General features: G+C 75.5%; 19 protein-coding genes. 13 read left to right on the top strand and 6 right to left on the bottom strand.

What is annotated here, in order from left to right:
- Window positions 1–211: 211 nt before the first annotated feature.
- Entirely contained in the window at window positions 212–1804 is a 1593-nt protein-coding gene (locus tag BMY40_RS02530) for a peptidoglycan-binding protein (protein WP_093654840.1), read from the bottom strand.
- 740 nt (window positions 1805–2544) lie between these two features.
- On the opposite strand from BMY40_RS02530, the gene BMY40_RS02525 reads away from it, so the two are divergent.
- The 10 genes from BMY40_RS02525 (at window position 2545) to BMY40_RS02480 (ending at window position 12224) form a co-directional block, all read left to right on the top strand.
- Window positions 2545–3873, top strand: coding sequence for an SCO2321 family membrane protein (locus BMY40_RS02525; RefSeq protein WP_093654838.1), 1329 nt, complete (start codon window positions 2545–2547; stop codon window positions 3871–3873).
- On the top strand, window positions 3870–4559 hold the full coding sequence (locus BMY40_RS02520) for an SCO2322 family protein (RefSeq protein ID WP_425443061.1): 690 nt from the start codon (window positions 3870–3872) through the stop codon (window positions 4557–4559). Before BMY40_RS02525 ends, BMY40_RS02520 begins: the two co-directional genes overlap by 4 nt.
- Window positions 4556–5737, top strand: coding sequence for a CbiQ family ECF transporter T component (locus BMY40_RS02515; protein WP_093654836.1), 1182 nt, complete (start codon window positions 4556–4558; stop codon window positions 5735–5737). The genes BMY40_RS02520 and BMY40_RS02515 overlap by 4 nt, the downstream gene beginning before the upstream one ends.
- Entirely contained in the window at window positions 5734–7404 is a 1671-nt protein-coding gene (locus BMY40_RS02510) for an ABC transporter ATP-binding protein (RefSeq protein ID WP_093654834.1), read from the top strand. The genes BMY40_RS02515 and BMY40_RS02510 overlap by 4 nt, the downstream gene beginning before the upstream one ends.
- Complete coding sequence (locus BMY40_RS02505; RefSeq protein ID WP_093654832.1) at window positions 7401–8345, top strand: ECF transporter S component; 945 nt, start codon at window positions 7401–7403, stop codon at window positions 8343–8345. Before BMY40_RS02510 ends, BMY40_RS02505 begins: the two co-directional genes overlap by 4 nt.
- Before the next feature lie 36 nt (window positions 8346–8381).
- Complete coding sequence (locus tag BMY40_RS02500) at window positions 8382–9071, top strand: GAT domain-containing protein (protein ID WP_143071729.1); 690 nt, start codon at window positions 8382–8384, stop codon at window positions 9069–9071.
- Window positions 9068–9676 carry a hypothetical protein gene (locus BMY40_RS02495; protein WP_093654828.1) on the top strand — a complete coding sequence of 203 codons (609 nt, stop codon included), beginning with the start codon at window positions 9068–9070 and terminating at the stop codon, window positions 9674–9676. The genes BMY40_RS02500 and BMY40_RS02495 overlap by 4 nt, the downstream gene beginning before the upstream one ends.
- 250 nt (window positions 9677–9926) lie before the next feature.
- Entirely contained in the window at window positions 9927–10298 is a 372-nt protein-coding gene (locus BMY40_RS02490) for an antibiotic biosynthesis monooxygenase family protein (protein WP_093654826.1), read from the top strand.
- A gap of 171 nt (window positions 10299–10469) precedes the next feature.
- Window positions 10470–11342 (top strand): peptidoglycan-binding domain-containing protein, encoded by an 873-nt coding sequence (locus tag BMY40_RS02485; RefSeq protein ID WP_143071728.1) that lies wholly within the window; start codon window positions 10470–10472, stop codon window positions 11340–11342.
- 147 nt (window positions 11343–11489) lie between these two features.
- Window positions 11490–12224, top strand: a complete 735-nt coding sequence (locus BMY40_RS02480; RefSeq protein WP_093654822.1) for an HAD-IA family hydrolase — start codon at window positions 11490–11492, stop codon at window positions 12222–12224.
- Between the two features lie 156 nt (window positions 12225–12380).
- On the opposite strand, the gene BMY40_RS02475 is transcribed toward BMY40_RS02480, so the two are convergent.
- Entirely contained in the window at window positions 12381–12962 is a 582-nt protein-coding gene (locus tag BMY40_RS02475; RefSeq protein ID WP_093654820.1) for a TMEM165/GDT1 family protein, read from the bottom strand.
- A gap of 877 nt (window positions 12963–13839) precedes the next feature.
- Here BMY40_RS02475 and BMY40_RS02470 point away from each other — a divergent pair.
- The gene (locus tag BMY40_RS02470; protein ID WP_093655715.1) at window positions 13840–14502 is read left to right on the top strand and encodes an HNH endonuclease family protein; all 663 of its coding nucleotides are present in this window, start codon (window positions 13840–13842) and stop codon (window positions 14500–14502) included.
- A gap of 97 nt (window positions 14503–14599) precedes the next feature.
- Window positions 14600–16459 carry an alkaline phosphatase D family protein gene (locus BMY40_RS02465; protein ID WP_093654818.1) on the top strand — a complete coding sequence of 620 codons (1860 nt, stop codon included), beginning with the start codon at window positions 14600–14602 and terminating at the stop codon, window positions 16457–16459.
- Here the strand turns inward: BMY40_RS02465 and BMY40_RS02460 are convergent.
- Complete coding sequence (locus BMY40_RS02460) at window positions 16425–17093, bottom strand: superoxide dismutase family protein (RefSeq protein ID WP_093655713.1); 669 nt, start codon at window positions 17091–17093, stop codon at window positions 16425–16427. The two genes, BMY40_RS02465 and BMY40_RS02460, sit on opposite strands and share 35 nt — an antisense overlap.
- Before the next feature lie 259 nt (window positions 17094–17352).
- Between BMY40_RS02460 and BMY40_RS02455 the strand changes: the two genes are divergently transcribed.
- Window positions 17353–18009, top strand: coding sequence for a DedA family protein (locus BMY40_RS02455; protein ID WP_093655711.1), 657 nt, complete (start codon window positions 17353–17355; stop codon window positions 18007–18009).
- 225 nt (window positions 18010–18234) lie between these two features.
- Here BMY40_RS02455 and BMY40_RS02450 read toward each other — a convergent pair whose 3' ends face one another.
- From BMY40_RS02450 to BMY40_RS02440, 3 genes are read right to left on the bottom strand one after another with little or no spacing between them, the layout of a single operon-like run.
- Window positions 18235–19056, bottom strand: coding sequence for an SAM-dependent methyltransferase (locus BMY40_RS02450; protein WP_093654816.1), 822 nt, complete (start codon window positions 19054–19056; stop codon window positions 18235–18237).
- Between the two features lie 43 nt (window positions 19057–19099).
- The gene (locus BMY40_RS02445) at window positions 19100–19336 is read right to left on the bottom strand and encodes a DUF397 domain-containing protein (RefSeq protein ID WP_093654814.1); all 237 of its coding nucleotides are present in this window, start codon (window positions 19334–19336) and stop codon (window positions 19100–19102) included.
- A gap of 3 nt (window positions 19337–19339) precedes the next feature.
- A complete protein-coding gene (locus BMY40_RS02440; protein WP_245769791.1) occupies window positions 19340–20179 on the bottom strand; it encodes a helix-turn-helix domain-containing protein in 840 nt (279 codons plus the stop codon).
- Window positions 20180–20277: the final 98 nt, after the last annotated feature.

Here is a 20277-nt window from a genome sequence, read left to right as displayed (position 1 = left end):
GGGGCTCGACGCGGACTCCGCCGCGGGTCCGGCCGGGTGTCCTGCCGGGGTGTCCTGCCGCGGGGAAGGGACTCCGCGGCCTCCCGGGACGCGGTGGGAGACGGCGGGGAACGGTGGAGGACGGTGGAGGCGGCGCAACGGCACCGGTCCGCACCGCCGGGCGGCGGTGCGGACCGGTGTGACGTGCCGGAGCCGGTGGCGGTTCCCGGTCCTACCGGCCGGCCTGGAGCGCGCCCCAGGTGCCGCTGCCCGCGATGCCGTCCACGGCCAGGCCCCGGCTGCTCTGGTAGTCGCGCACGGCGGTCTCGGTGTTCGGGCCGAAGGCGCCGTCGATGCCCACGGTGCGGCCGAGCGCGGCGGTCAGGGAGCGCTGCAGCCGCTCCACGTCCGCGCCCGAACTCCCCCGCTTGAGGACGGGCTTGGTACCGGCCGACAGCAGGGCGGTCCAGGTGCGGGCGCCCACGACGCCGTCGGCGGTCAGGGAGCGGCTGCTCTGGAAGGCCCGCACGGCGCTCTCGGTGCCGGGACCGAAGACGCCGTCCACCGTGCCGGCGTCGAAGCCGCGCTGGTTGAGCAGGTGCTGGACGGCCTTCACCTGGGCGCCGGTCGAGCCGCTGCGCAGGGTGCTGTAGGAGGTGAAGTTCAGCTGGACGGGGGCGGTGGCGTCACCGTCGCGGACCAGCTGCATGTAGTAGGTCCAGTTCCAGTTGGGGCCGGGGTCGGTGTGGTCGTTGCCCGGCACCTCGACGTGGCCCACGATGTGCGACCGGTCCTTGGGGATGCCGTAGCGGTCGCACAGGTGCCGGGTCAGCGCGGCCGAGGAGCGGTACATGGCGTCGGTGAACCAGGAGGGGTTGTCGACGTAGCCCTCGTGCTCCAGGCCGATGGAGTACGGGTTGCCGGACCTGGCGTGCCAGGCGGTGTCGCGGTCGCGGACCGTCTGCGTGACCTCGCCGTCCGAGGAGCGGATCACGTAGTGGGCGCTGACGTTGGAGCTGGGGTTCTGGAACCAGCTGATCGAGCCGGCGTAGGAGCCCTGGGTGACGTGGACGACCACGTGGGTGATCGCCGACGAGCGGCCGGGGGTGTAGTTGCTGGAGTGGGCCGCCACCCACCGCGCGGGCGGGTAGTCGGTGCTCAGCGTGCCGGCCTCGGCGGACGCGGGGGCGCCCAGCGGGCGGACCTTCGCGTAGCGGCCGCGCTCCGGCTCGGTCTCGCGCGGCCCCACGGTGACCCGCTCGCCGGCCGGGGTCAGGGCGCTGAAGCCGTCCTCCAGGAAGTCGTAGACGGTGTCGGCGTACAGCCGGGCCGTGCGGTCGTCGTCCGCGCCGCCGTAGCGGGCCACCACCGGGTACCAGGCGTCCGCGTCGCGGCGGTCGGCGGCGTCCAGGCCCAGTTCGTCGGCGTAGGAGCGCAGGACGGCGGCGCCGCCGAGGATGTTGGCGGCGGTGTCCTTCCTGAGGTCGGCGGCCGGCTCGCCGGTCAGCTCGGCGGCCTTCTCCAGGGTGCGGCGTTCGGGGTTGCTGACCAGGTGCATCACGCCGTAGCCGCCCGCGTGGCTGGGTTCGCCGCCGTGGCCGTCGAGGTGGGTCTCCCCGTAGCCCACCGCGACCAGCAGGTCGCGCGGGACCTGGAACTCGTCGGCCGCCCGCTCGAACGCCCGGTTCATCGGGGCGCGCGGTGCCGGGTCGGCGGGGGCGGGGGCGGCGCCCGCGGGCTGGCCCGTGGCGACCAGCGCCGCGACGGCCAGGCCGCCGAGCACGGATGTGCCCGCCCGTCTCCAGGTGGTGAAACGTCGGAACATTCTTCCTCCCGGTCAGCATGTGCGTGGGGGGTGAGCATTCACTGCTCGCTCACGCCGGTGGTCGGAAGGAATTCCTACCCTGAAAGGCATGTACACGTCAAGGAATTCCCGGATTTCCCCGGTGATTCCGTCCACCATCGGACAGGAATTCCGCGCAGGACTCCGGAAAACCCCGGAAAGGGCGCCCGGTCACCCGGACAGCCCGTACCGCCTGGGCGGACGGCCCCCGGCGCGACCGTCCCCGCGCCGGGGGTATTCGCGCCCCAGCAGAGGGTGGCGGATCCGCGCTACGCGCGTCAACGAAATGCACCGGAAACAACGGGAGTTCTTTGGTGTGAACCACTGGAAATGACTGCGGAACGGACGGGAGAACCCTGCCGGAACACCCCGTCGCACACCGCGGGCCGGGCCTGCGGTGTGATCCCGCTCCCACCTGCGGCCCGGCCGGAACCGCGCCCGTTAGAGTGAGCCGCAGAACGTCCTGTGCCCGATCGGGGGAAGCCGGTGCGAATCCGGCGCTGACCCGCAACCGTGAGCAGGCGGACACACCCACCCGTCCGCCGTACAGCCGGAGCACCCGCCCGGGCACGAGAGGCTCCCGGGGCCGTCCCCGCCGCACGGCGGAGCGCGGTCCCGGCACCGGCACCGTCGAGGAATGCGGAGCCGAGCCCGGTGTGCCCCGTGCGGTGAGCGCGGCCGGCCGTCCGTGCACGGCTGCGCCACGAGAAAGGCACCCGCCCATGTCCCTGCGCCGCACCGCCGCGGCCCTGGCCGCCTCCACCGTGCTCTGCGCGGTCGCGGCCCCCGTCGCCGCCGCCGACGAGTCGCCGTCCGCGCAGGCCCCGGCGCAACGGGACCTGCCGTCAGGGCTGTACGGGAAGGACGACCCGCAGTACGACGGCGTGTGGCGCCAGTCGACGGCCCTGCTGGCCCAGGACGCGGTCGGGGTGAAGCCCGCGTCCAAGGCCGTGGCGTGGCTGACCGGCCAGCAGTGCGAGGACGGCTCCTTCGCCTCCTACCGTCCCGACCCCACCGAGGCGTGCACCGCCGAGACGGTGGCCGACGTCAACGCCACGGCCGCCGCCGTCCAGGCGCTGGCCGCCCTCGGCGGCCACGGCGAGCGGGTGGAGCGGGCCGTGGAGTGGCTGCGGCTGGTCCAGAACGACGACGGCGGCTGGGGCTTCAACCCCGGCAGCCCCAGCGACGCCAACTCCGTCTCCGTCGTGATCGGCGCCCTGGACGCCGCGGGCGAGGACCCGGCGAAGACGCTCTCGGCGAAGGGGGAGAAGTCCCCCTACGACTCCCTCCTGGGCTTCCAGCTCGGCTGCGACGCCGAGAAGGACGAGCGCGGCGCCTTCGCCTACCAGCCCGACGAGAAGGGCCGTCTCGCCGCGAACGACGACGCCACGGCCGCCGCCGTGCTGGCCGCCCGGGGCGAGGGTCTGGCCACCGGGCCGGGCGGCGAGGAGGGCGGCAACAGCGGCGGCGAGGACCGCGGCGCCGCGAAGGCCCTGGAGTGCGGGGAGGACGACGGAGGCGACGGCGGGCGCACACCGGCCGAGGCCGCCGAGGCCGGTGCCGCCTATCTGACGCGGGTGCTGGAGGCGGGCGGCGGGCATCTGAAGTCCGCCATGCCCGGTGCCGAGGAGCAGCCCGACTACGGCAACACCGCCGACGCCGTGATCGCCCTGGCCGCGGGCGGCCACCGCGACGCCGCCGCGAAGTCCCTGAACTGGCTGGAGAAGAACCTCGGTTCCTGGGACAAGGCCACCACCGGCCCGGCCGCGCTGGGCCAGCTCGTCCTCGCCGCCCGCGCCGCGGGCGGCGACCCGGCCGACTTCGGCGGGGTGAACCTGGTCGAACGGCTGAACGCCACCGGCCCGGCCCCGGTGTCCGTCCCCTCCGGCGCCGACGGCGGCGAGGACGGCGAGGACGACGGCAGCCGGAACGCCGCGGAGGACGGCGACGGCGGCGGCTCGCCGGCGATGTGGTCCCTCATCGGCGCGGGCCTGGCCGCCGGCGCGGGCGTCGGCTTCCTGCTCAGCAACCGCAGGAGGCGGGCACAGTGACCGCGCCGCGCGCCGTGCTCGCCGGCGTGTTCACCGCCGTGCTCGCCACCGTGTTCACCGCCGTTCCGGCCGCGGTGGGCGCGGCCCCCGCGCACGCCGCCGGCTACCGCTACTGGTCCTTCTGGGAGCGCGACGGCGACCGGTGGACGTACGCCACGCAGGGGCCGGGCACGCTGCGGCCCGAGGACGGCGATGTGCTGGGCTTCCGGTTCGCCGTGAGCGAGGACTCCGCCGAGGCCGACAAGCCCCGCGGGACCGGCGACTTCGAGGAGATCTGCGGTGGCGCCGAGGCCGGGGAGGGCGGCAAGCGGATCGCGCTGAGCGTCGACTTCGGCACCCGGGCCGACGCGCCCGGGGGCGAGGAACCGCCCCGGGGCCGCACCGAGTGCGCGCGCGTACCCGGGGACGGGACCGCCGCCGACGCGCTGGCCGCCGTGCTGAAGCCGCTGCGGTACAACTCCGACTCGCTGCTGTGCGCCATCGCCGGCTATCCGCGCACCGGCTGCGGTGAGCAGGTCTCCGACCCGGCGGCAAAGACGGCGGACGCCTCCGGGGGCTCCGCCGCTCCCGAGGACACCGCCGCCTCCGAGGACGGCGGCCCCTCCGCCGGGCTGGTCGGGGGCGGCGCCGTCGTCGCCGTGCTCGCCGCCGCGGCCGTCTGGCAGGCCCGCCGGCGCCGGTCATGACCCTCCGCCAGTCCCTGTCGGCCCTGCGCGCCCCGCGTGCGACGCGCTCCAACGCGCTGCACGCGGGCGCGTGGTGGCTGTGGGCGCTGGGGCTGGCCACGGCCGCCTCCCGCACCACCAACCCGCTGCTGCTGGCGCTGATCGTCGCCGTCACGGCGTACGTCGTCGCGGCCCGCCGCACCGACGCGCCCTGGGCGCGCGGCTACGGCGCCTTCCTGAAGATCGCCCTGGCGGTGCTGGTGATCCGGCTGTTCTTCGCCGTCTTCCTCGGTTCCCCGATCCCCGGCACGACCGTGCTGTTCACCCTCCCCGAGGTGCCGCTGCCCGACTGGGCGCAGGGCGTGCGCATCGGCGGCCGGGTCACGGCCGAGGGGCTGGTGTTCGCGCTGCGCGACGGGCTGAAGCTGGCCACCATGCTGGTGTGTGTCGGCGCGGCCAACGCCCTGGCCAGCCCCGCCCGGCTGCTGAAGTCCCTGCCCGCCGCGCTGTACGAGGCGGGGATGGCCGTGGTCGTGGCGATGACGTTCGCCCCCCATCTGATCGCCGACGTCCGCCGGCTGCGGGCCGCCCGTCGGCTGCGCGGCCGCGACGACAAGGGCATCCGTGCGGTACTGCGGATCGGGCTGCCGGTCCTGGAGGGCGCGCTGGAGCGCTCGGTGGCGCTGGCCGCCTCGATGGACGCGCGCGGCTACGGCCGCACCGCGCGGGTGCCGCCCGCCGTGCGCCGCACCACCGCCGCCCTCACCCTGGGCGGGCTGCTGGGCGTGTGCGCCGGGACGTACGGGCTGCTGGCCGCCCGGGGCGCGGCCCTGGGGCTGCCTGTGCTGCTGCTCGGGCTGGCCGCCGCGCTCGGCGGGCTGTGGCTGGGCGGGCGCCGCGCGGTGCGCAGCCGCTACCGGCCCGACCGCTGGGGGGCGCGCGCCTGGCTGGTGTCGGCGTCCGGCGCGGCGGTCGGCGCGGCCGTGGTCTGGGCCGCCGCCCGCCTGCCGGAGGCCCTCGACCCGCCCCCGGTGCCGCTGACCGCGCCCGAACTGCCGCTGTGGCCCGCCGCGGCCGTACTGGCCGGGCTGCTCCCGGCCTTCGTCGCCCCCGCACCCGCCCCCCGAACCGAAACCGACGCCGGGTCCGTCTCCCGCTCCGGGCAGATCCCGCCGGCGAAGGAGACGACCCGCGCATGATCCGCTTCGACCAGGTCTCCGTCACCTACGGGGACGACGCCGCCCCCGCCGTGCACGGGGTGGACCTCACCGTGCCCGAGGGCGAGCTGGTGCTCGTCGTCGGCCCGTCCGGCGTGGGCAAGTCCACGCTGCTGGGCGCCGTCTCCGGGCTGGTGCCGCACTTCACCGGCGGCACCCTGCACGGCCGCGTGACCGTGGACGGCCGCGACACCCGCGAGAACCGGCCGCGCGAACTGGCCGACGTCGTCGGCACCGTGGGCCAGGACCCGCTGGCCCACTTCGTCACCGACACCGTCGAGGACGAGCTCGCCTACGGCATGGAGTGCCTGGGCCTGCCGCCGGACACCATGCGCCGCCGCGTCGAGGAGACCCTGGACCTGCTGGGCCTGGCCGATCTGCGCGACCGCCCCCTGGCCACCCTCTCCGGCGGGCAGATGCAGCGCGTGGCCATCGGCTCGGTGCTGACCACCCACCCCAAGGTGCTGGTGCTGGACGAGCCGACCTCCGCGCTCGATCCGGCCGCCGCCGAGGAGGTGCTGGCCGTCCTCCAGCGGCTGGTGCACGACCTGGGCACCACCGTGCTGATGGCCGAGCACCGCCTGGAGCGCGTGGTGCAGTACGCGGACCAGGTGCTGCTGCTGCCCGCGCCCGGCGCAGCGCCGGTGCTGGGCGAGCCGGCCGAGGTGATGGCGCTCTCGCCGGTCCGTCCGCCCGTCGTCGCCCTGGGGCGGCTGGCCGGCTGGTCCCCGCTGCCGCTGTCGGTGCGGGACGCGCGCCGCAGGGCGGCGGGGCTGCGGGAGCGGCTGGACACGCTGGAGCCTCTGGAGACGCCGGAGACGCCCGCCGGCCGCGGCGGGCCGGACGGACCGGACGGGTCCGGCGGCGGCGAACCGCTGGCCGAGGTCTCCTCCCTGTCCGTACGCCGCGGCCGGATCACCGCCCTGGAGAAGGTCGACCTGACGGTGCGGCCGGGCGAGACGATCGCGCTGATGGGCCGCAACGGCGCGGGCAAGTCCACCCTGCTGAACACCCTGGTCGGCATGTACGAGCCCGCGCGCGGCACGGTGCGCCTGGGCGGCGCGTCCGGTGCCGTGCCGCACCGCACCCGGCCCTCCGAACTGCTGCGCCGCGTCGGCCTGGTGCCGCAGGACCCGCGCGACCTTCTGTACGCCGACACCGTCGCCGCCGAGTGCGCCGGCGCGGACCGCGACGCGGGCGCCGAGCCCGGCACCTGCCGCGCCCTGGTCTCCGCCCTGCTGCCGGACGTCCACGACGGCACCCACCCGCGCGACCTGTCGGAGGGCCAGCGCCTGGCCCTGGCGCTGGCCGTCGTCCTCACCGCGGCCCCTCCCCTGCTGCTCCTGGACGAGCCGACGCGCGGCCTGGACTACGCGGCCAAGGAGCGGCTGACCGGCGTGCTGCGCGCGCTGGCGGAGGACGGCCACGCCATCGTCCTGGCCACCCACGACGTGGAACTCGCCGCCGAACTCGCCCGCCGGGTGGTGATCCTGGCCGACGGCGAGGTCGTCGCGGACGGCCCGAGTGCCGAGGTCGTCACCTCCTCCCCCGCCTTCGCCCCGCAGACCGCGAAGATCCTCGCCCCCCGGCGCTGGCTCACGGTCGGTCAGGTGCGGGCGGCGCTGGAGGAAGCGGGGGCGGGCGTATGACCGGCGCCTCGGACACCCCGGACATCCCCGGATCCCCCGGTACCGAACGGGCCGGACGCCGGGCGCGGACCGACCGCGCCGAACACGCCGACCGCGCCGACCGCCAGGTGCGCGCCGTACGGATCGGGCCGCGCTCCGCGGCGGCCCTGGGCATCGTCTCGGCCGTCGGCATGGCCGCCTTCGGCTGGCCGCTGCTGGCCGACTCCGCCTCCGGTCTGGCCCACTCGGGGGACGCGCCCTGGCTGTTCGCGGCGCTGCTGCCGCTGCTGCTGGCCGTGGCGGTGGCGGCCGTCGCCGACACCGGGCTGGACGCCAAGGCCGTCGCGATGCTCGGCGTGCTGGCCGCCGCGGGCGCCGCGCTGCGCCCGCTGGGGGCGGGGACGGCGGGCCTGGAGCCGATGTTCTTCCTGATGGTGCTCTCCGGCCGGGTGCTGGGGCCGGGTTTCGGTTTCGTCCTGGGCGCGGTGTCGATGTTCGCCTCGGCGCTGCTGACCGGCGGGGTCGGGCCGTGGCTGCCGTTCCAGATGCTGTCGATGGGCTGGGTGGCGATGGGCGCGGGCCTGCTGCCCGGCCCCCACAGTCTGCGCGGACGCCGGGAGCTGGCGCTGCTGGCCGCGTACGGGGCCGTCGCCTCGGTGCTGTACGGCGTGGTGATGAACCTCCAGGGCTGGCCGTTCATCAGCGGACTGGCCAGCGGGATCTCCCATGTCCCGGGTGACCCGCTGGAGGTGAAGCTGGCCAAGTTCACCGCCTACATCCTGGCCACCTCCCTCGGCTGGGACCTGCCCCGCGCCCTGCTGACCGTGGTGCTCACCCTCACCGTGGGCGGCACGGTGCTGCGGGCACTGCGCCGCGCCACACGCCGGGCGGCGTTCGGCGCCCCGGCGGCGTTCACCGGGGCCCCGTTTGCACGCAGCGAGGGCGGCAACGCGGAGAGTTGACAGCCCGAGCAAGGGGACACTCGTGGAAGGCGAGCCATGTCCACAGGTTTGATCATCACGCTGATCGTGGCGGCGGTCGTCGTCCTCGCGATCGCCCTGTTCCTCGTCAGGCGCGGCGGCGGACCGCACTCCGTGAAGCGGCGGTTCGGCCCCGAGTACGAGCGGACCGTCGCCCAGCACAACGGCGATGCCAAGGCCGCCGAACGGGAACTGCGGGAGCGGCTCCAGCGCCACGGCGAGCTGCGGACGAAGCCGCTGACCGCGCAGGAGCGCGAGGAGTACGAGGCCCAGTGGGCCGCCGTGCAGGAGCGGTTCGTGGACGCGCCGGTGGAGGCGGTCGCCTCCGCCGACCGGCTGCTGAGCCGGCTGGCCGAGGCGCGCGGCTTCCCCGGCGACGGGTACGACGAGCAGGTCTCCGCGCTCTCCGTCCACCACCCCCGGCGCGTCCAGGGCTACCGCGAGGTGCACGCCGTGGCCGTGCTGGCCCGCGAGGGCCAGGCCGACACCGAGCGGCTGCGCGAGGCCCTGGTGCACGCCCGCGCCCTGTACGAGGACCTGATGGAGCGGTCCGCGCACGACTCGCACGGCGGCGGGCCCCGGCACGAGCACGACCGCGACCGCACCCACGCCGACGGCACCGGATCGCGGGGCCACGGCCGCCTCTCCGAGCGGCTGCACCTCCCCGGGGCGCTGCGCCGCCACGACACCTCCGGAGGCAGGGCATGAGCACGAACGGACACATCCCCCAGGAGCGCCGGGCCCCGCTGGCCGACCGCGCCGGCCGGCCCGAGTGGACGGACGACGCGCCCCCGGTCGACCGGACGGAGCCGGTGGCACCGGTGACTCCGGTGACTCCGGTGACTCCGGCCGGTTCCGCCGACCGGGCGGGTGGACACGGCGCCTCCGCCTCCTCCCCGCACGGGCCGCTCGGGAAGAGCACCGGGACGGCCGACGGGGCGACGCGACCGGGGACCGGAACCGGAGCGGGAGCGGCGGCACCGGCGCACGGGGAACCGCGCGCAGACGCGCACGGAGACCGCCCGGAGGACGGGAACGGCGGCGCGGGCCTGCTGACCCCCGAGGAGCGCGAGCGGTTCGGCAGGCGGCTGCACGACGCGGTGACGGGCTTCGTCGACGGGCCGCGGCGCTCGGTCGAGGAGGCGGACGCCGTGTTCGAGGAGATCTCCCGCCGTATCACCGATCTGCTCACCGAACGCCACCGCGAACTGCGCGAGCCCTGGCGCGGCGAGGACTCCGCGGAGCGCACGGAGGACCTGCGCAGGGCGCTGCGGGAGTACCGCGACGCCGCCGACCGGCTCATGCGGCTCTGACCCGCAGGCCGTGACGCGACCGCCGGACCGCGGCGGCCGCACCCGGCACCCTCCGCCCGGTGCCCTCGGCGGCCCGGCCCTCATCGGGGCCGGGCCGCCGTCGTGTGTCCGTACGCCGCCCGCGCCGGCGCGTACGCGAACGGGCGCAAGGACGGCAGCTCCCCCGGAACATCCGCCGCACGGCACCACAAGCCGGAACGACCGCCGTGCCGCCGCACCTCCGGCCCGGGGCGGAAGGCACGATGGGGGCATGAGCATCGTGAAGATCAACGCCCTGACCGTCCCCTCCGAGCAGCGGGAGGAACTCGAGCGGCGGTTCGCCTCCCGGGCGGGTGCGGTGGAGTCCTCCGACGGTTTCGAGTGGTTCGAGCTGCTCCGCCCCCTGGAGGGGACCGACCGGTACCTCGTCTACACCCGCTGGCGTGACGAGGCCGCGTTCCAGGCGTGGATGTCGGGTCCGATGAAGTCGGCGCACCAGGGCGGCGGCAGCGGCGGCGGAGGCCGTCCGGGCGGCGGCGCGGGCCGGGGCCCCGCGGCGTCCGACTCCACCGTCTGGACCTTCGAGGTCGTCCAGCAGGCGGCCCCGAAGCCCGCCGCGGACACCGCGGGGACGGAGGACTGAGCAACCGGGCACCGGCACCGGCCCCGGGCACCTCGTCCGGGGCCGGGGCCGGCCGGCAGCGCGCCGCGCGGGCCCCGCGGACCCCGGCGGACGGAGGTGACCGGCGGGTACAAAGGGGGCGGAGGGCATCCAGTAACCTCTGTGGCACTTTCTGAGGGAGGGGAGCTCGCAGTGGCGGATACGCCCTTCTGCCCCATATGCCACAGGCCCGCGGACGACTCCGGCCGGGCGAGCTGCCGGTGCGCCGAGGTCGAGGTGCTGCCGCGGCCGGTGGCACAGCCGGACCGGGGGCCGGACCCGGCCGACCTGGCGATGTTCACCGAGGGGGCCCGGCACGCGGACGGCGACACGGCGCCCCTGCCGCTGGTGACCGGCGGCCGTCCCGCCCCGCGCCGCCGCATCGGACGCGGCCTGGCGCTGGCCGTGGGCGGCACCGCGGTGGCCGTGGTGGGTTCCGGCGTACTGGTGGCAGGGCTGTTCACGCGGGGGGACGACACCTTCGACGAGGCCCGGTTCGGCGACCGCGGCGGCGCCCCGACCGCGGTGGTGCCCACCGACGGCAAGGGCGAGGAGTCCGCCGGCGCCGACGACTCCGCCTCCCCCTCGGCCTCTCCGTCGACCACGGCCTCGCCCTCCCCCTCCGCCTCCGCGAGTCCGTCGCAGAGCCGTACGCCGTCCTCCTCCCCCACCCCCTCCCGTACCGCCGAGGCGCCCACGAGCACCGCCCCCGCGCCGCCCCCCGCCCCCACCACTCCGGACTGGGACGACCGGGACGGCGGCTGGGACGGCGACGGTGACGGCGACGGCCGGCCGCGCACACTGCGCGAGGGCGACTCGGGGCCGGAGGTCGCCGAACTGCAGTACCGGCTGGCCTCGGTGGGCACCTACGACGCCCGGGAGCACGGCCTGGACGGCGTGTACGACGGCGAGGTCACCGACGGGGTGTCCACGTTCCAGACCTGGTACGGAGTGCGGGGAGACCCGGAGGGCGTCTACGGGCCGCACACCCGGCGGGCCCTGGAGAGGGCCACGCAGAGAAGCTGACGCCGGGCGGGGTGGCGTAAACGCGGATTGCTTTGTATCGTGGAGGAACAAAGTGGCTCCGCCCGTTCCCCGTGCCTGACCACGGGGGCCCCTGACCCGGCGGGCGGGCCACTTGTCCCGCCCTCCCAGCAGTTGGAGCCACCCGCCATGCCCTCGGACACCCCGGACTCCCCGAAAGCCCAGGACGTCCGGGACGCCCGGCGCCCGGCGGACACGGCCGCCGCACCGCTGGCGGCCCGCGCGCTGCTGCTGGACATGGACGGCACCCTGGTCGACTCCGACGCCGCCGTCGAGCGCGTCTGGCGCGACTGGGCCGCGGGCCACGGCCTGGACGGGGACGAGGTCATGAAGGTGGTGCACGGCCGGCAGGGCTACGCCACGATGGCCGAGCTGCTGCCCGACCGCCCGATGGAGGTCAACCACACCGAGAACCGGCGCCTGCTGGAGCGGGAGACCGCCGACACCGAGGGCGTCGTGCCGGTACCGGGCGCCGCCGCCTTCCTCGCGGCGATCGAGGACCTCCCCCACGCGCTGGTGACCTCTGCCAGCGTCCCCCTGGCCACCGCCCGGATGAACGCGGCGGGCCTGCGGATGCCGCAGGTGCGGATCACCGCGGAGTCGGTCGGCGCCAGCAAGCCGCACCCGGAGGGCTTCCTGAAGGCCGCGGCCGAACTGGGCTTCGCGCCCGAGGACTGCGTGGTCTTCGAGGACTCCGAGGCCGGTGTCGCGGCGGGCCGCGCGGCCGGCATGCGGGTGGTCGGCGTCGGGCCCCGGGCGGCGGCCTTCGGGCCGACGGCCCATGTGCCGACGCTGGAGGGGGTGCGCGTCGAGCCCCTGCCCGGAGGCGGACTGCGCCTGCACCTGGCGCCCGGGCCCCGCTGAGCCCGCGCCGCCTCCCCTCCCCCGGACGCACGCCCCCCGCCTGGAACCTTCCTCCCCGCCGGTTCCGGGTGGGGGGCGTGATCACTCACGGTGCCCCGGCCGCCCGGCCGGGGCACCGCCGGTCGCGGGCCGTCCGGCCCGCTGCCGGTCGGCCGGTCAGCCGGTGAACGCCTCGTAGAAGCTGAGGGCCGCCAGCACCAGCATCACGCACGCCGCGATCCGGGAGATCAGGCGCAGGGGCACCCGGCGCATCAGCGCGCGCCCGCCCAGGATGCCGATGGCCGCGACCGACCACAGGGCGATCACCGCGCCGAGGGCGACCGAGAGCGGGTTGTCGTAGCGGGCGGCGAGGTTGGCCGTCATGATCTGGGTGAGGTCGCCGAACTCGGCGACCAGGATCAGCATGAAGCCGCTGCCGGCCACCTTCCAGAAGGACTGGTCGGAGGGCCTGCTGATCTCCTCGTCCCCGTCGTCCTTCTTCAGCAGCAGCATCAGCGCGCCCGCCAGGAACAGCGCGCCGGTGATCCCCTGCACCAGCTGCTGCGGCAGCAGGGTCAGCACGCTGCCCGCGGCCACGGCCAGCGCCACGTGCAGCGCGAAGGCGGCCGCGACGCCGGCGAAGACGTAAGAGGCCCGGTAGCGGGTGCCGAGCACCAGCCCGGCGAGCGCCGTCTTGTCGGGCAGTTCGGCGAGGAAGACGACGCCGAAGGTCACTGCGGCGGCGGTGATGCTGAACATGCGAGAGGGACCCCTCATCGGTCGGGCCGCCCTGCCGAGGGGCCCGCGGGGGCGAGCACGCTTCGGCACGGCAGCGTCGTGGGCGGCTTGTGTGAAGCCGTGGACACTGCGGCCGAAGGTCTCGCTGGCACGGTGCGCGGGCACCGGCTCCGGGCGCCGGGCCGGCCGTACGGGTACGGCGCGGCCAGTATGTCGACGGTCCGGCGAAGAGCTACTCCCCTTCAGACGCCGACCAGCCTACGTGATGCCCCGCGCCTCCCCGCGCCCGCCGCCGCGTTACGGGCCGTCCGCGCACGGCGGCCCCCGGCCGTCGGACACCGCCGTGACCGGTGCGGACGCCGGTACGGCACCCGCACCCGCCCGGCAGTGGGCCGCGCCGGCGGTGTGACCGGCGCCACGGCCTCGGCCGCCCCGCCCCGCACCACGCCGCACCAAGCCGGAACCGGGCCCGGCACAGGCCCTGGCCACCGGGCCTGCCGGCAGGAGCGCGACGGCGGCCCACGCACCGCCCTCGGGCAGACTCCGGCCGACGGCACGACCGATCCGGCGGGTGACGGCGGCGGAACCACGCAGAAGGAGCCGATCGGCCGGGCCCCACCCGGCGAAGGGTGGCGGAGACGGCGGAGGGACGGCCCGGCCACCGGGCCGCGGCAGCGCGGTGCCGGGCGGCACGGCGGCTCCGGCGCTCCGCGCCGGCTCCGCACGCGGGCCGGGTGCGTCGAGCGCGTCGATCAGTCCGGGCAGCGGTCTTGATCTGACGTGCCCATGTCGCCATTCTGTCATCTGGCGCCCGCCGGGAGGAAACCTTTCGGCGCCACCCTGACGGCGTTCCTTCCACTCAACTTCCCCCCATTTCCAGGGAGTTCGTATGCACGGCATGCGCCTGCCCGCTTCGCGGCGCGGCTTCTACGCGCGTCGATCCGCCACCCTCGGCGCACTCCTCGCCCTCTGCGCCGGTCTGCTGTTCCTGAGCGCCCCCACCGCCCAGGCCGCGCCCCCCACCCCGCCGAGCGCGACCACCGCCCGCTCCTACCTCGCCTCCCTGACGGTGCGCGCCGAGGGCTCGTCGGACGGCTACAGCCGCGACAAGTTCCCGCACTGGATCACCCAGAGCGGCACCTGCAACACCCGCGAGGTCGTCCTCAAGCGCGACGGCACCAACGTGGTGCAGGACAGCAGCTGCGCGGCCACCAGCGGCCGCTGGTACTCGCCCTACGACGGCGCCACCTGGTACGCCGCCTCCGACGTGGACATCGACCACGTCGTGCCGCTGGCCGAGGCCTGGCGCTCGGGCGCGAGCTCCTGGACCACCTCCAAGCGGCAGTCGTTCGCCAACGACCTGTCCATCGCCCAGCTCATCGCCGTGACCGACAACGTCAACCAGTCCAAGGGCGACAAGGACCCCGCGGAGTGGATGCCGCCGCGCTCCACCTACCACTGCACCTACGCCCGGATGTGGGTCTGGGTGAAGCACAGCTACGGCCTGTCCGTGGACTCCGCCGAGAAGAGCAGGCTCAGCAGTGTGCTGAGCGGCTGCTGACCGGGCGCACGCCCCCGGCGCGCGGAAACTCCCGGTCCTCCCCCGTCGTTCCCCTAGGGTCGAACCTGCCGGAACCGACGGAGGGAGGGCCGGCCGCATGACCGCACTGCGCCTGGGCCCGCTGCTGCGGTACGCCGACACCGACTCGGCGACCGTCTGGGTCGAGACCGACCGCCCCTGCGAGGCCGAGGTGCGCTGCGACGGCGGGTCGGGCGACGGCCGGGCGGAGGTCCGCGCCGCCGCCCGCACCTGGCAGGTCGCCGGCCACCACTACGCCCTGGTGCCCGTCACCGGGCTGCGCCCCGGCACCGAGACGCCCTACCGCGTCCTGCTGGACGGCGAGCAGGTCTGGCCGCCGCCCGGCTCCCCCTTCCCGCCCAGCACCATCCGCACCCTCCCGCCGGAGGGCGGCGCCGGGGGCGGCGGTGAGGCGGAGGACTCGGAGAGCGCGGGGAGCGACGGGGGCCCCGGGGAGGTCCGTCCGCTGCGCGTCGTCTTCGGCTCCTGCCGCTGGGCCGCGCGTCCCTCCGCCTCCGCGCACGGCGCGATCGGCCCCGACGCCCTCGACGCCCTGGCCCGCGACGTCCTGGCCGGCGCCGCGGAGCGCCCCGACGTCCTGCTCCTGCTGGGCGACCAGGTGTACGCGGACGAGACCTCCGAGGTGATCCGCCGCAGGATCGCCGCCCGCCGCAGCCTGCGGGAAGCGCCCTGGGGCCAGGTGGCGGACTACGAGGAGTACACCTGGCTGTACGAGGAGTCCTGGCTCGATCCCCGGGTGCGGTGGCTGCTGTCCACCGTCCCCAGCTGCATGATCTTCGACGACCACGACCTGATCGACGACTGGAACACCAGCGAGGCCTGGCAGCGGGAGATCCGCGCCACCCCCTGGTGGCGCGAACGCGTCCTGGGCGGGCTCACCTCGTACTGGGTCCACCAGCACCTGGGCAACCTCTCCCCCACCGAGCTGGCCGGCGACGAGTTGTACGCGGCCGTGCGGGGGGCGGACGGCGACGCGGCCGGTCTGCTGCGCGCCTTCGCCGAGCGGGCCGACTCCGATCCGGCCGCCGCCCGCTGGAGCTACCGCCGCGACCTGGGCCGCACCCGGCTGCTGATGGTGGACACCCGGGCCGCCCGCGTCCTGCCCGAGCCGGAGCGGGCCATGCTCGACGAGAGCGAGACGCGGTGGCTGCGCGAGCAGGTCGCGGACGGACGCGGCACCTACGACCACCTCCTCGTCGGCTCCTCCCTGCCCTGGCTGCTGCCGCCGGCCGTGCACGACGCGGAGGCCTGGAGCGCCGCGCTGTGCCGCGGGGCGCGGGGGCCGCGCTGGGCGCGGCTGGGCGAGAGGGTCCGGCAGGCCGCCGATCTGGAGCACTGGGCGGCCTTCCCCGAGTCCTTCGGCGAACTGGCCGGGCTGCTGGCGGAGGCGGGCCGGGGCGAGGAGGCCCCGGCCACGGTGCTGGTGCTCTCCGGCGACGTGCACCACGCGTACACCGCCGAGCCCCGCTTCGCACCAGCGGTGCGGTCCCGGGTGGCGCAGCTGACCTGCTCGCCGATGCACAACGGCGTCCCGGCCGTGCTGCGCTGGGGGTTCCGCTTCGGCTGGAGCCGTACCGGGCGGCTGCTGGGCCGGGTCCTGGCCCGGCACGGGCGGACGGGCCGGCCGCCGGTGGAGTGGCGCCGGACGGGCGGGCCGTGGTTCGGCAACCAGCTGATGACGCTCACCCTGAGCGGGCGCCGCGCCCGGTTGCGGCTGGACCGGGCGCGGGCCCGCGGCGGGGCGGGCGACGGGAACGGCGGAGCCGCCCTGGAGAAGGTCCTCGACCGGGAGCTCGACCGGGAGCTCGGCGGGGAACTCGGCAGGGGGCCCGACGGGGGTCCCGGCCGGACGCCGCCGCCGGACCCGTCCGGCGCCGCCGCCTCTACCTCCCGGGCTTCGGATCGAGCGCCAGGGTGACGCAGGCCAGCCGCCTGCCCGCGTCACCGGTGCGCCCGGGCTCGTGCCGCGTGCGGTGCTCGTGGATCACCACGGACCGCGCCTCGCCGGCGCGGAAGCGCCACATGTGGCTGGACAGCGCCCTGCCCTCGCCGTGCTCGTCGGTCGTGAAGTCCAGCCAGACCTCGTTCTCGGGGTTGACGTGGCGGGGCCCGGCGGACGAGCCCCGCGGCACGGGGACGTTCCGGTAGTGCGGGCCGGAGTCCCCGGGCCGGGGACCGCACGGCTCGGTGTGGACGTGCGCCCCGTAACCGCGGTTCTTCGGCAGCCCGCGCACCTCCAGCGCGACCGTCATGCCCCGGCGGCTGTCGTACCGGACCACCGAGACCCGGGCTCCGACGGGGACGAGTGCCCGGTCGTACGTCACCGCGGCCGGCACGGTGGACTTCCCGGGCGGGGCGAACTCGGCGCCGGCCCACACCACCCGGTGCCTGCCCCCGATACCGAAACCGCCGATGCCGATGTCGGCGACCGACTCGACGGCGCCGAGGACCTCGGCCGCGTCGGCGGGTTCGGCCGCTCCCGCGCCGCCCGCCGGTCCCGCGGCGGTCAGCAGCGCGGCTGCCGCGGCCGTCGCGACCGCCGCGGCAGCCATCCTGCCCGCCGCTCCGCTCGCGGTCCTGCTCGCGGTCCCGTTCGCCGTGCTGTCCGCCGGTTTCCTGCCCCTGAGCATGTCGGCCCCTCCTGCTCGGTTCGTCGTGTCGTTCCGTACGGCCGCCCATGCTCCGCCGACTCCGGCGCGACCGCGGGGAGATGACGTGCCGCAACACCCCAGCTGATCCTCACGGGTGACGCGGGCGTACGCTGATCGGCGGTGGGCCGCCCTGCGGCAGGGGCCGCGCCGGGGGGTGAACGTGCAGGAAACGCTTGGGGAGTTGATCTACGCTCCCTGGATCTACGTGCTCATAGCGCTGTCGGTGCTGCTCGACGTCTTCCTCCCCTTCCTGCCCAGCGGCGTCATCGTGATCGCGGCCGCGGCCACCGCCGCGGGTGCGACGGCCGCGGGCACGGCGGCCGACGCGGCCGCGATCGCCGCACCGGCTCCGAACGCCTCGCTTCCGACGGTGTGCGCGCTGGTGCTGTGCGCGGCCGCGGCATCGGTCCTGGGCGACCTGGCGGTGTACCGGCTGGCCCGGCGCGGCAGTGAACGCTTCGCCCGGGCCGTCGCCCGCTCACGGCAGCTGTCCGGCGCCCGGGAGCGGCTCGGCCACGCGCTGGCGCGCGGCGGAGGCCCCCTGGTCGTCCTCGCCCGGTTCGCCCCGGGCGGGCGCTCGGTGATGAGCCTGGTCGCCGGCGTGGAGCAGCGGCGCACCAGGGAGTTCCTGCCGTGGTCGGCCCTGGCGGGCCTGGCCTGGGCAGGGTACGGCGTCGGCGCCGGCTATGTGGGCGGGCAGTGGCTCGGGGCGACGTGGCTTGGGACGGCGGTCTCGGTGCTGGCCCTCTTCGGCGCGGGCGCCCTGGCGACCTTCCTGGTGCGGCGCGGACCGGCGCCCGCGGCACCGGCTTCCTGACGCACCCGTCCGTGCCGGGGCGCCGCCGGGACGGGCCGCCGGCGGCTGTACGGAACGGATATGGCGCCCCGTCGTCCACCCGCCCGGGGACGCCCGCACACACCGCACGCGCCCGCCCCGGCCGGCCCCGCCGCGGGCGCGTGGCGTCCGCGGCGGGAGCCTGCAGGGGCGGGAGCCGGCCGGGGCGGTCACGGTCGACGACCGCCGACCCTCGGCCGTCGGCCGTCAGGGCTTGCGGGCGACGGCCGCGTAGAGGGACACCTCGGCGTCGGAGACGTCCGCGAGCGGCTGGTCCGGCTCCGGCCGCCAGCGGTGCGGCACGGTCAGACCGGGCTCGACGAGCTCCAGCCCGTCGAAGAACCGCAGGATCTCCTCGCGCGTCCGGGCCTTGGCCGAGGCCGCGGAGCCGGACATGGAGAGGCTGCTCAGGCGCTCCCAGGTCTCGGGGTCGAGGTCGGGGGTGCAGTGGGTGAGGGTGAGGTAGCTGCCCGACGGGATCGCGTCCACCAGCCGCGCGACGATCTCGTGCGGCCTGCTCTCGTCGTTGACGTAGTGGAGCAGCGCGTTGAGGGAGAGCCCGACCGGCCGGCTCAGGTCCAGGGTCTCGTGGAGCTCGGGGTGGTTCAGGATCGAGTCGGGGTCGGTCGCGTCCGCGTGCAGGTACGCGGTGCGGCCCTCGGGGGTGCTGCGCAGCAGCGCCTGCGCGTAGCGCAGCACGATGGGGTCGTTGTCGGCGTAGACGACCCGGGCCTCGGGCGCGATGGCCTGGACGACCTGGTGGAGGTTGGGCTCGGTGGGTATGCCGGTGCCGACGTCGAGGAACTGCCGGATGCCCGCCTCGCGCACCAGCCACCGGGAAGCCCGGTGCATGAAGGCGCGGTTGACGCGGGCTCCGGTGCGCACCCCCGGCCAGAAGGAGATGACCGCCTCGGCGCCCTGGATGTCGGCCTCGTAGTTGGTCTTCCCTCCGAGGAAGTAGTCGTACATACGCGCCGAGTGCGGTCTGCTGGTGTCGATGTCGTCGGCGGAGAAGCCCTGGGCGGTCATCTGTTCTCCCGTGGGGGGTGGTCGTGGTCGGTGGTGGTGCGGGTCAGGCGAGCAGGAAGTCGGCTTCCCCGAGCTTGGCGCCCCGGATGAAGGACTCGATCTCCTGGTAGGTGTAGATCAGCGCGGGGCCGTCGGGGTCGCTGGACTGCCGCAGGGCCACCCGTCCGTCGCCGAGCTTCATCGCTTCCACGCAGTTGCCGCCGTTGGTGCCGCTCCACGGCTTGTGCCAGCCCTCGGTCCCGAGCTCCTTGGCCGGCATCCCGTTGTAAATGTGACCCATCGGTCAGAACTCCTTGCGAATGTCACCGAGGAGCTCCTCGGTGTGTCGTACTGATACGGCCTGCGCACCCATGCGGTCCAGGGCCTCCAGGTAGGCGGCCGTGTCGGGGCGTTCGTCCAGATAGACGGCCCCTGTGAGGCTCTCGGTGTAGACGATGTCCGGCAGTTCCGGTATGTCGAAGCGGAAAAGCTGGAAGGGCCCGAACATGCCCGGGTGCGGGCCCGCCTCGAACGTCAGGACCTGGAGGGTGACGTTCGGCATCCCGGCCGCCTCCAGGAGCCGGTCGATCTGCGCCCGCATGACCTCCCGCCCGCCGACGGGTCTGTGCAGGACCGTTTCGTCCATCACCACCCACAGGCGCGGGGCACCGGATCCGGTGAGGAGCCGCTGCCGGCCCATGCGCAGCGCGACCCGGCGCTCGAGCTCGTCCTCGGGCGCGTTGGGGAAGCCGGTGCGCAGCAGGGCGCGGGCGTAGTCCTCGGTCTGGAGCAGGCCGGGGACGCAGTGGGGCTCGTAGCCGCGGATGACGGAGGCGGAGCCCTCCAGGCTGACGTACAGGCCGAACCAGTCGGGCAGTACGTCACGGAAACGGTGCCACCAGCCCGGTTTGCGCGACTCCTCCACCAGCGCCAGGAAGGAGTCGATCTCCTGCCGTTCGACGCCGTACGTCTCCAGCAGCTTCTCCACGAACAGCGGTTTCAGGCCGACTTCGGCCTTCTCCATCCGTCGCACCGTCGCGGCGTTGACGCTGAGCGCGGCAGCGGCTTCCTCGAAGGAGCACCCGGCCCTTTCCCGCAGGTCGCGGAGTCGCAGACCGAGCACGATCCGCCCGACGGTCGCCACGTTCCCTCCCTCGAAACCCCTGTCCGACAGAGAGTCTGACACACCGTCTATGACGTATGCAGCCTGCCTCGAATATTCTGCAATTTGCAAGACGCCTC

This window comes from Streptomyces radiopugnans (assembly GCF_900110735.1).
GTDB lineage: Bacteria > Actinomycetota > Actinomycetes > Streptomycetales > Streptomycetaceae > Streptomyces > Streptomyces radiopugnans.
Note: the sequence above shows the minus strand (reverse complement) of the source record. Positions and strands in the feature narration are given on the sequence as shown.

What these genes read in the sequence shown, in the direction of transcription:
- BMY40_RS02475 (WP_093654820.1), bottom strand. Translation starts at nt 12,962, where the DNA reads ATGTTCAGCATCACCGCCGCCGCAGTGACCTTCGGCGTCGTCTTCCTC.
- BMY40_RS02500 (WP_143071729.1), top strand. Translation starts at nt 8,382, where the DNA reads ATGTCCACAGGTTTGATCATCACGCTGATCGTGGCGGCGGTCGTCGTC.
- BMY40_RS02505 (WP_093654832.1), top strand. Translation starts at nt 7,401, where the DNA reads ATGACCGGCGCCTCGGACACCCCGGACATCCCCGGATCCCCCGGTACC.
- BMY40_RS02460 (WP_093655713.1), bottom strand. Translation starts at nt 17,093, where the DNA reads ATGGCTGCCGCGGCGGTCGCGACGGCCGCGGCAGCCGCGCTGCTGACC.
- BMY40_RS02525 (WP_093654838.1), top strand. Translation starts at nt 2,545, where the DNA reads ATGTCCCTGCGCCGCACCGCCGCGGCCCTGGCCGCCTCCACCGTGCTC.
- BMY40_RS02470 (WP_093655715.1), top strand. Translation starts at nt 13,840, where the DNA reads ATGCGCCTGCCCGCTTCGCGGCGCGGCTTCTACGCGCGTCGATCCGCC.
- BMY40_RS02450 (WP_093654816.1), bottom strand. Translation starts at nt 19,056, where the DNA reads ATGACCGCCCAGGGCTTCTCCGCCGACGACATCGACACCAGCAGACCG.
- BMY40_RS02465 (WP_093654818.1), top strand. Translation starts at nt 14,600, where the DNA reads ATGACCGCACTGCGCCTGGGCCCGCTGCTGCGGTACGCCGACACCGAC.
- BMY40_RS02495 (WP_093654828.1), top strand. Translation starts at nt 9,068, where the DNA reads ATGAGCACGAACGGACACATCCCCCAGGAGCGCCGGGCCCCGCTGGCC.
- BMY40_RS02515 (WP_093654836.1), top strand. Translation starts at nt 4,556, where the DNA reads ATGACCCTCCGCCAGTCCCTGTCGGCCCTGCGCGCCCCGCGTGCGACG.
- BMY40_RS02510 (WP_093654834.1), top strand. Translation starts at nt 5,734, where the DNA reads ATGATCCGCTTCGACCAGGTCTCCGTCACCTACGGGGACGACGCCGCC.
- BMY40_RS02490 (WP_093654826.1), top strand. Translation starts at nt 9,927, where the DNA reads ATGAGCATCGTGAAGATCAACGCCCTGACCGTCCCCTCCGAGCAGCGG.
- BMY40_RS02530 (WP_093654840.1), bottom strand. Translation starts at nt 1,804, where the DNA reads ATGTTCCGACGTTTCACCACCTGGAGACGGGCGGGCACATCCGTGCTC.
- BMY40_RS02480 (WP_093654822.1), top strand. Translation starts at nt 11,490, where the DNA reads ATGCCCTCGGACACCCCGGACTCCCCGAAAGCCCAGGACGTCCGGGAC.
- BMY40_RS02445 (WP_093654814.1), bottom strand. Translation starts at nt 19,336, where the DNA reads ATGGGTCACATTTACAACGGGATGCCGGCCAAGGAGCTCGGGACCGAG.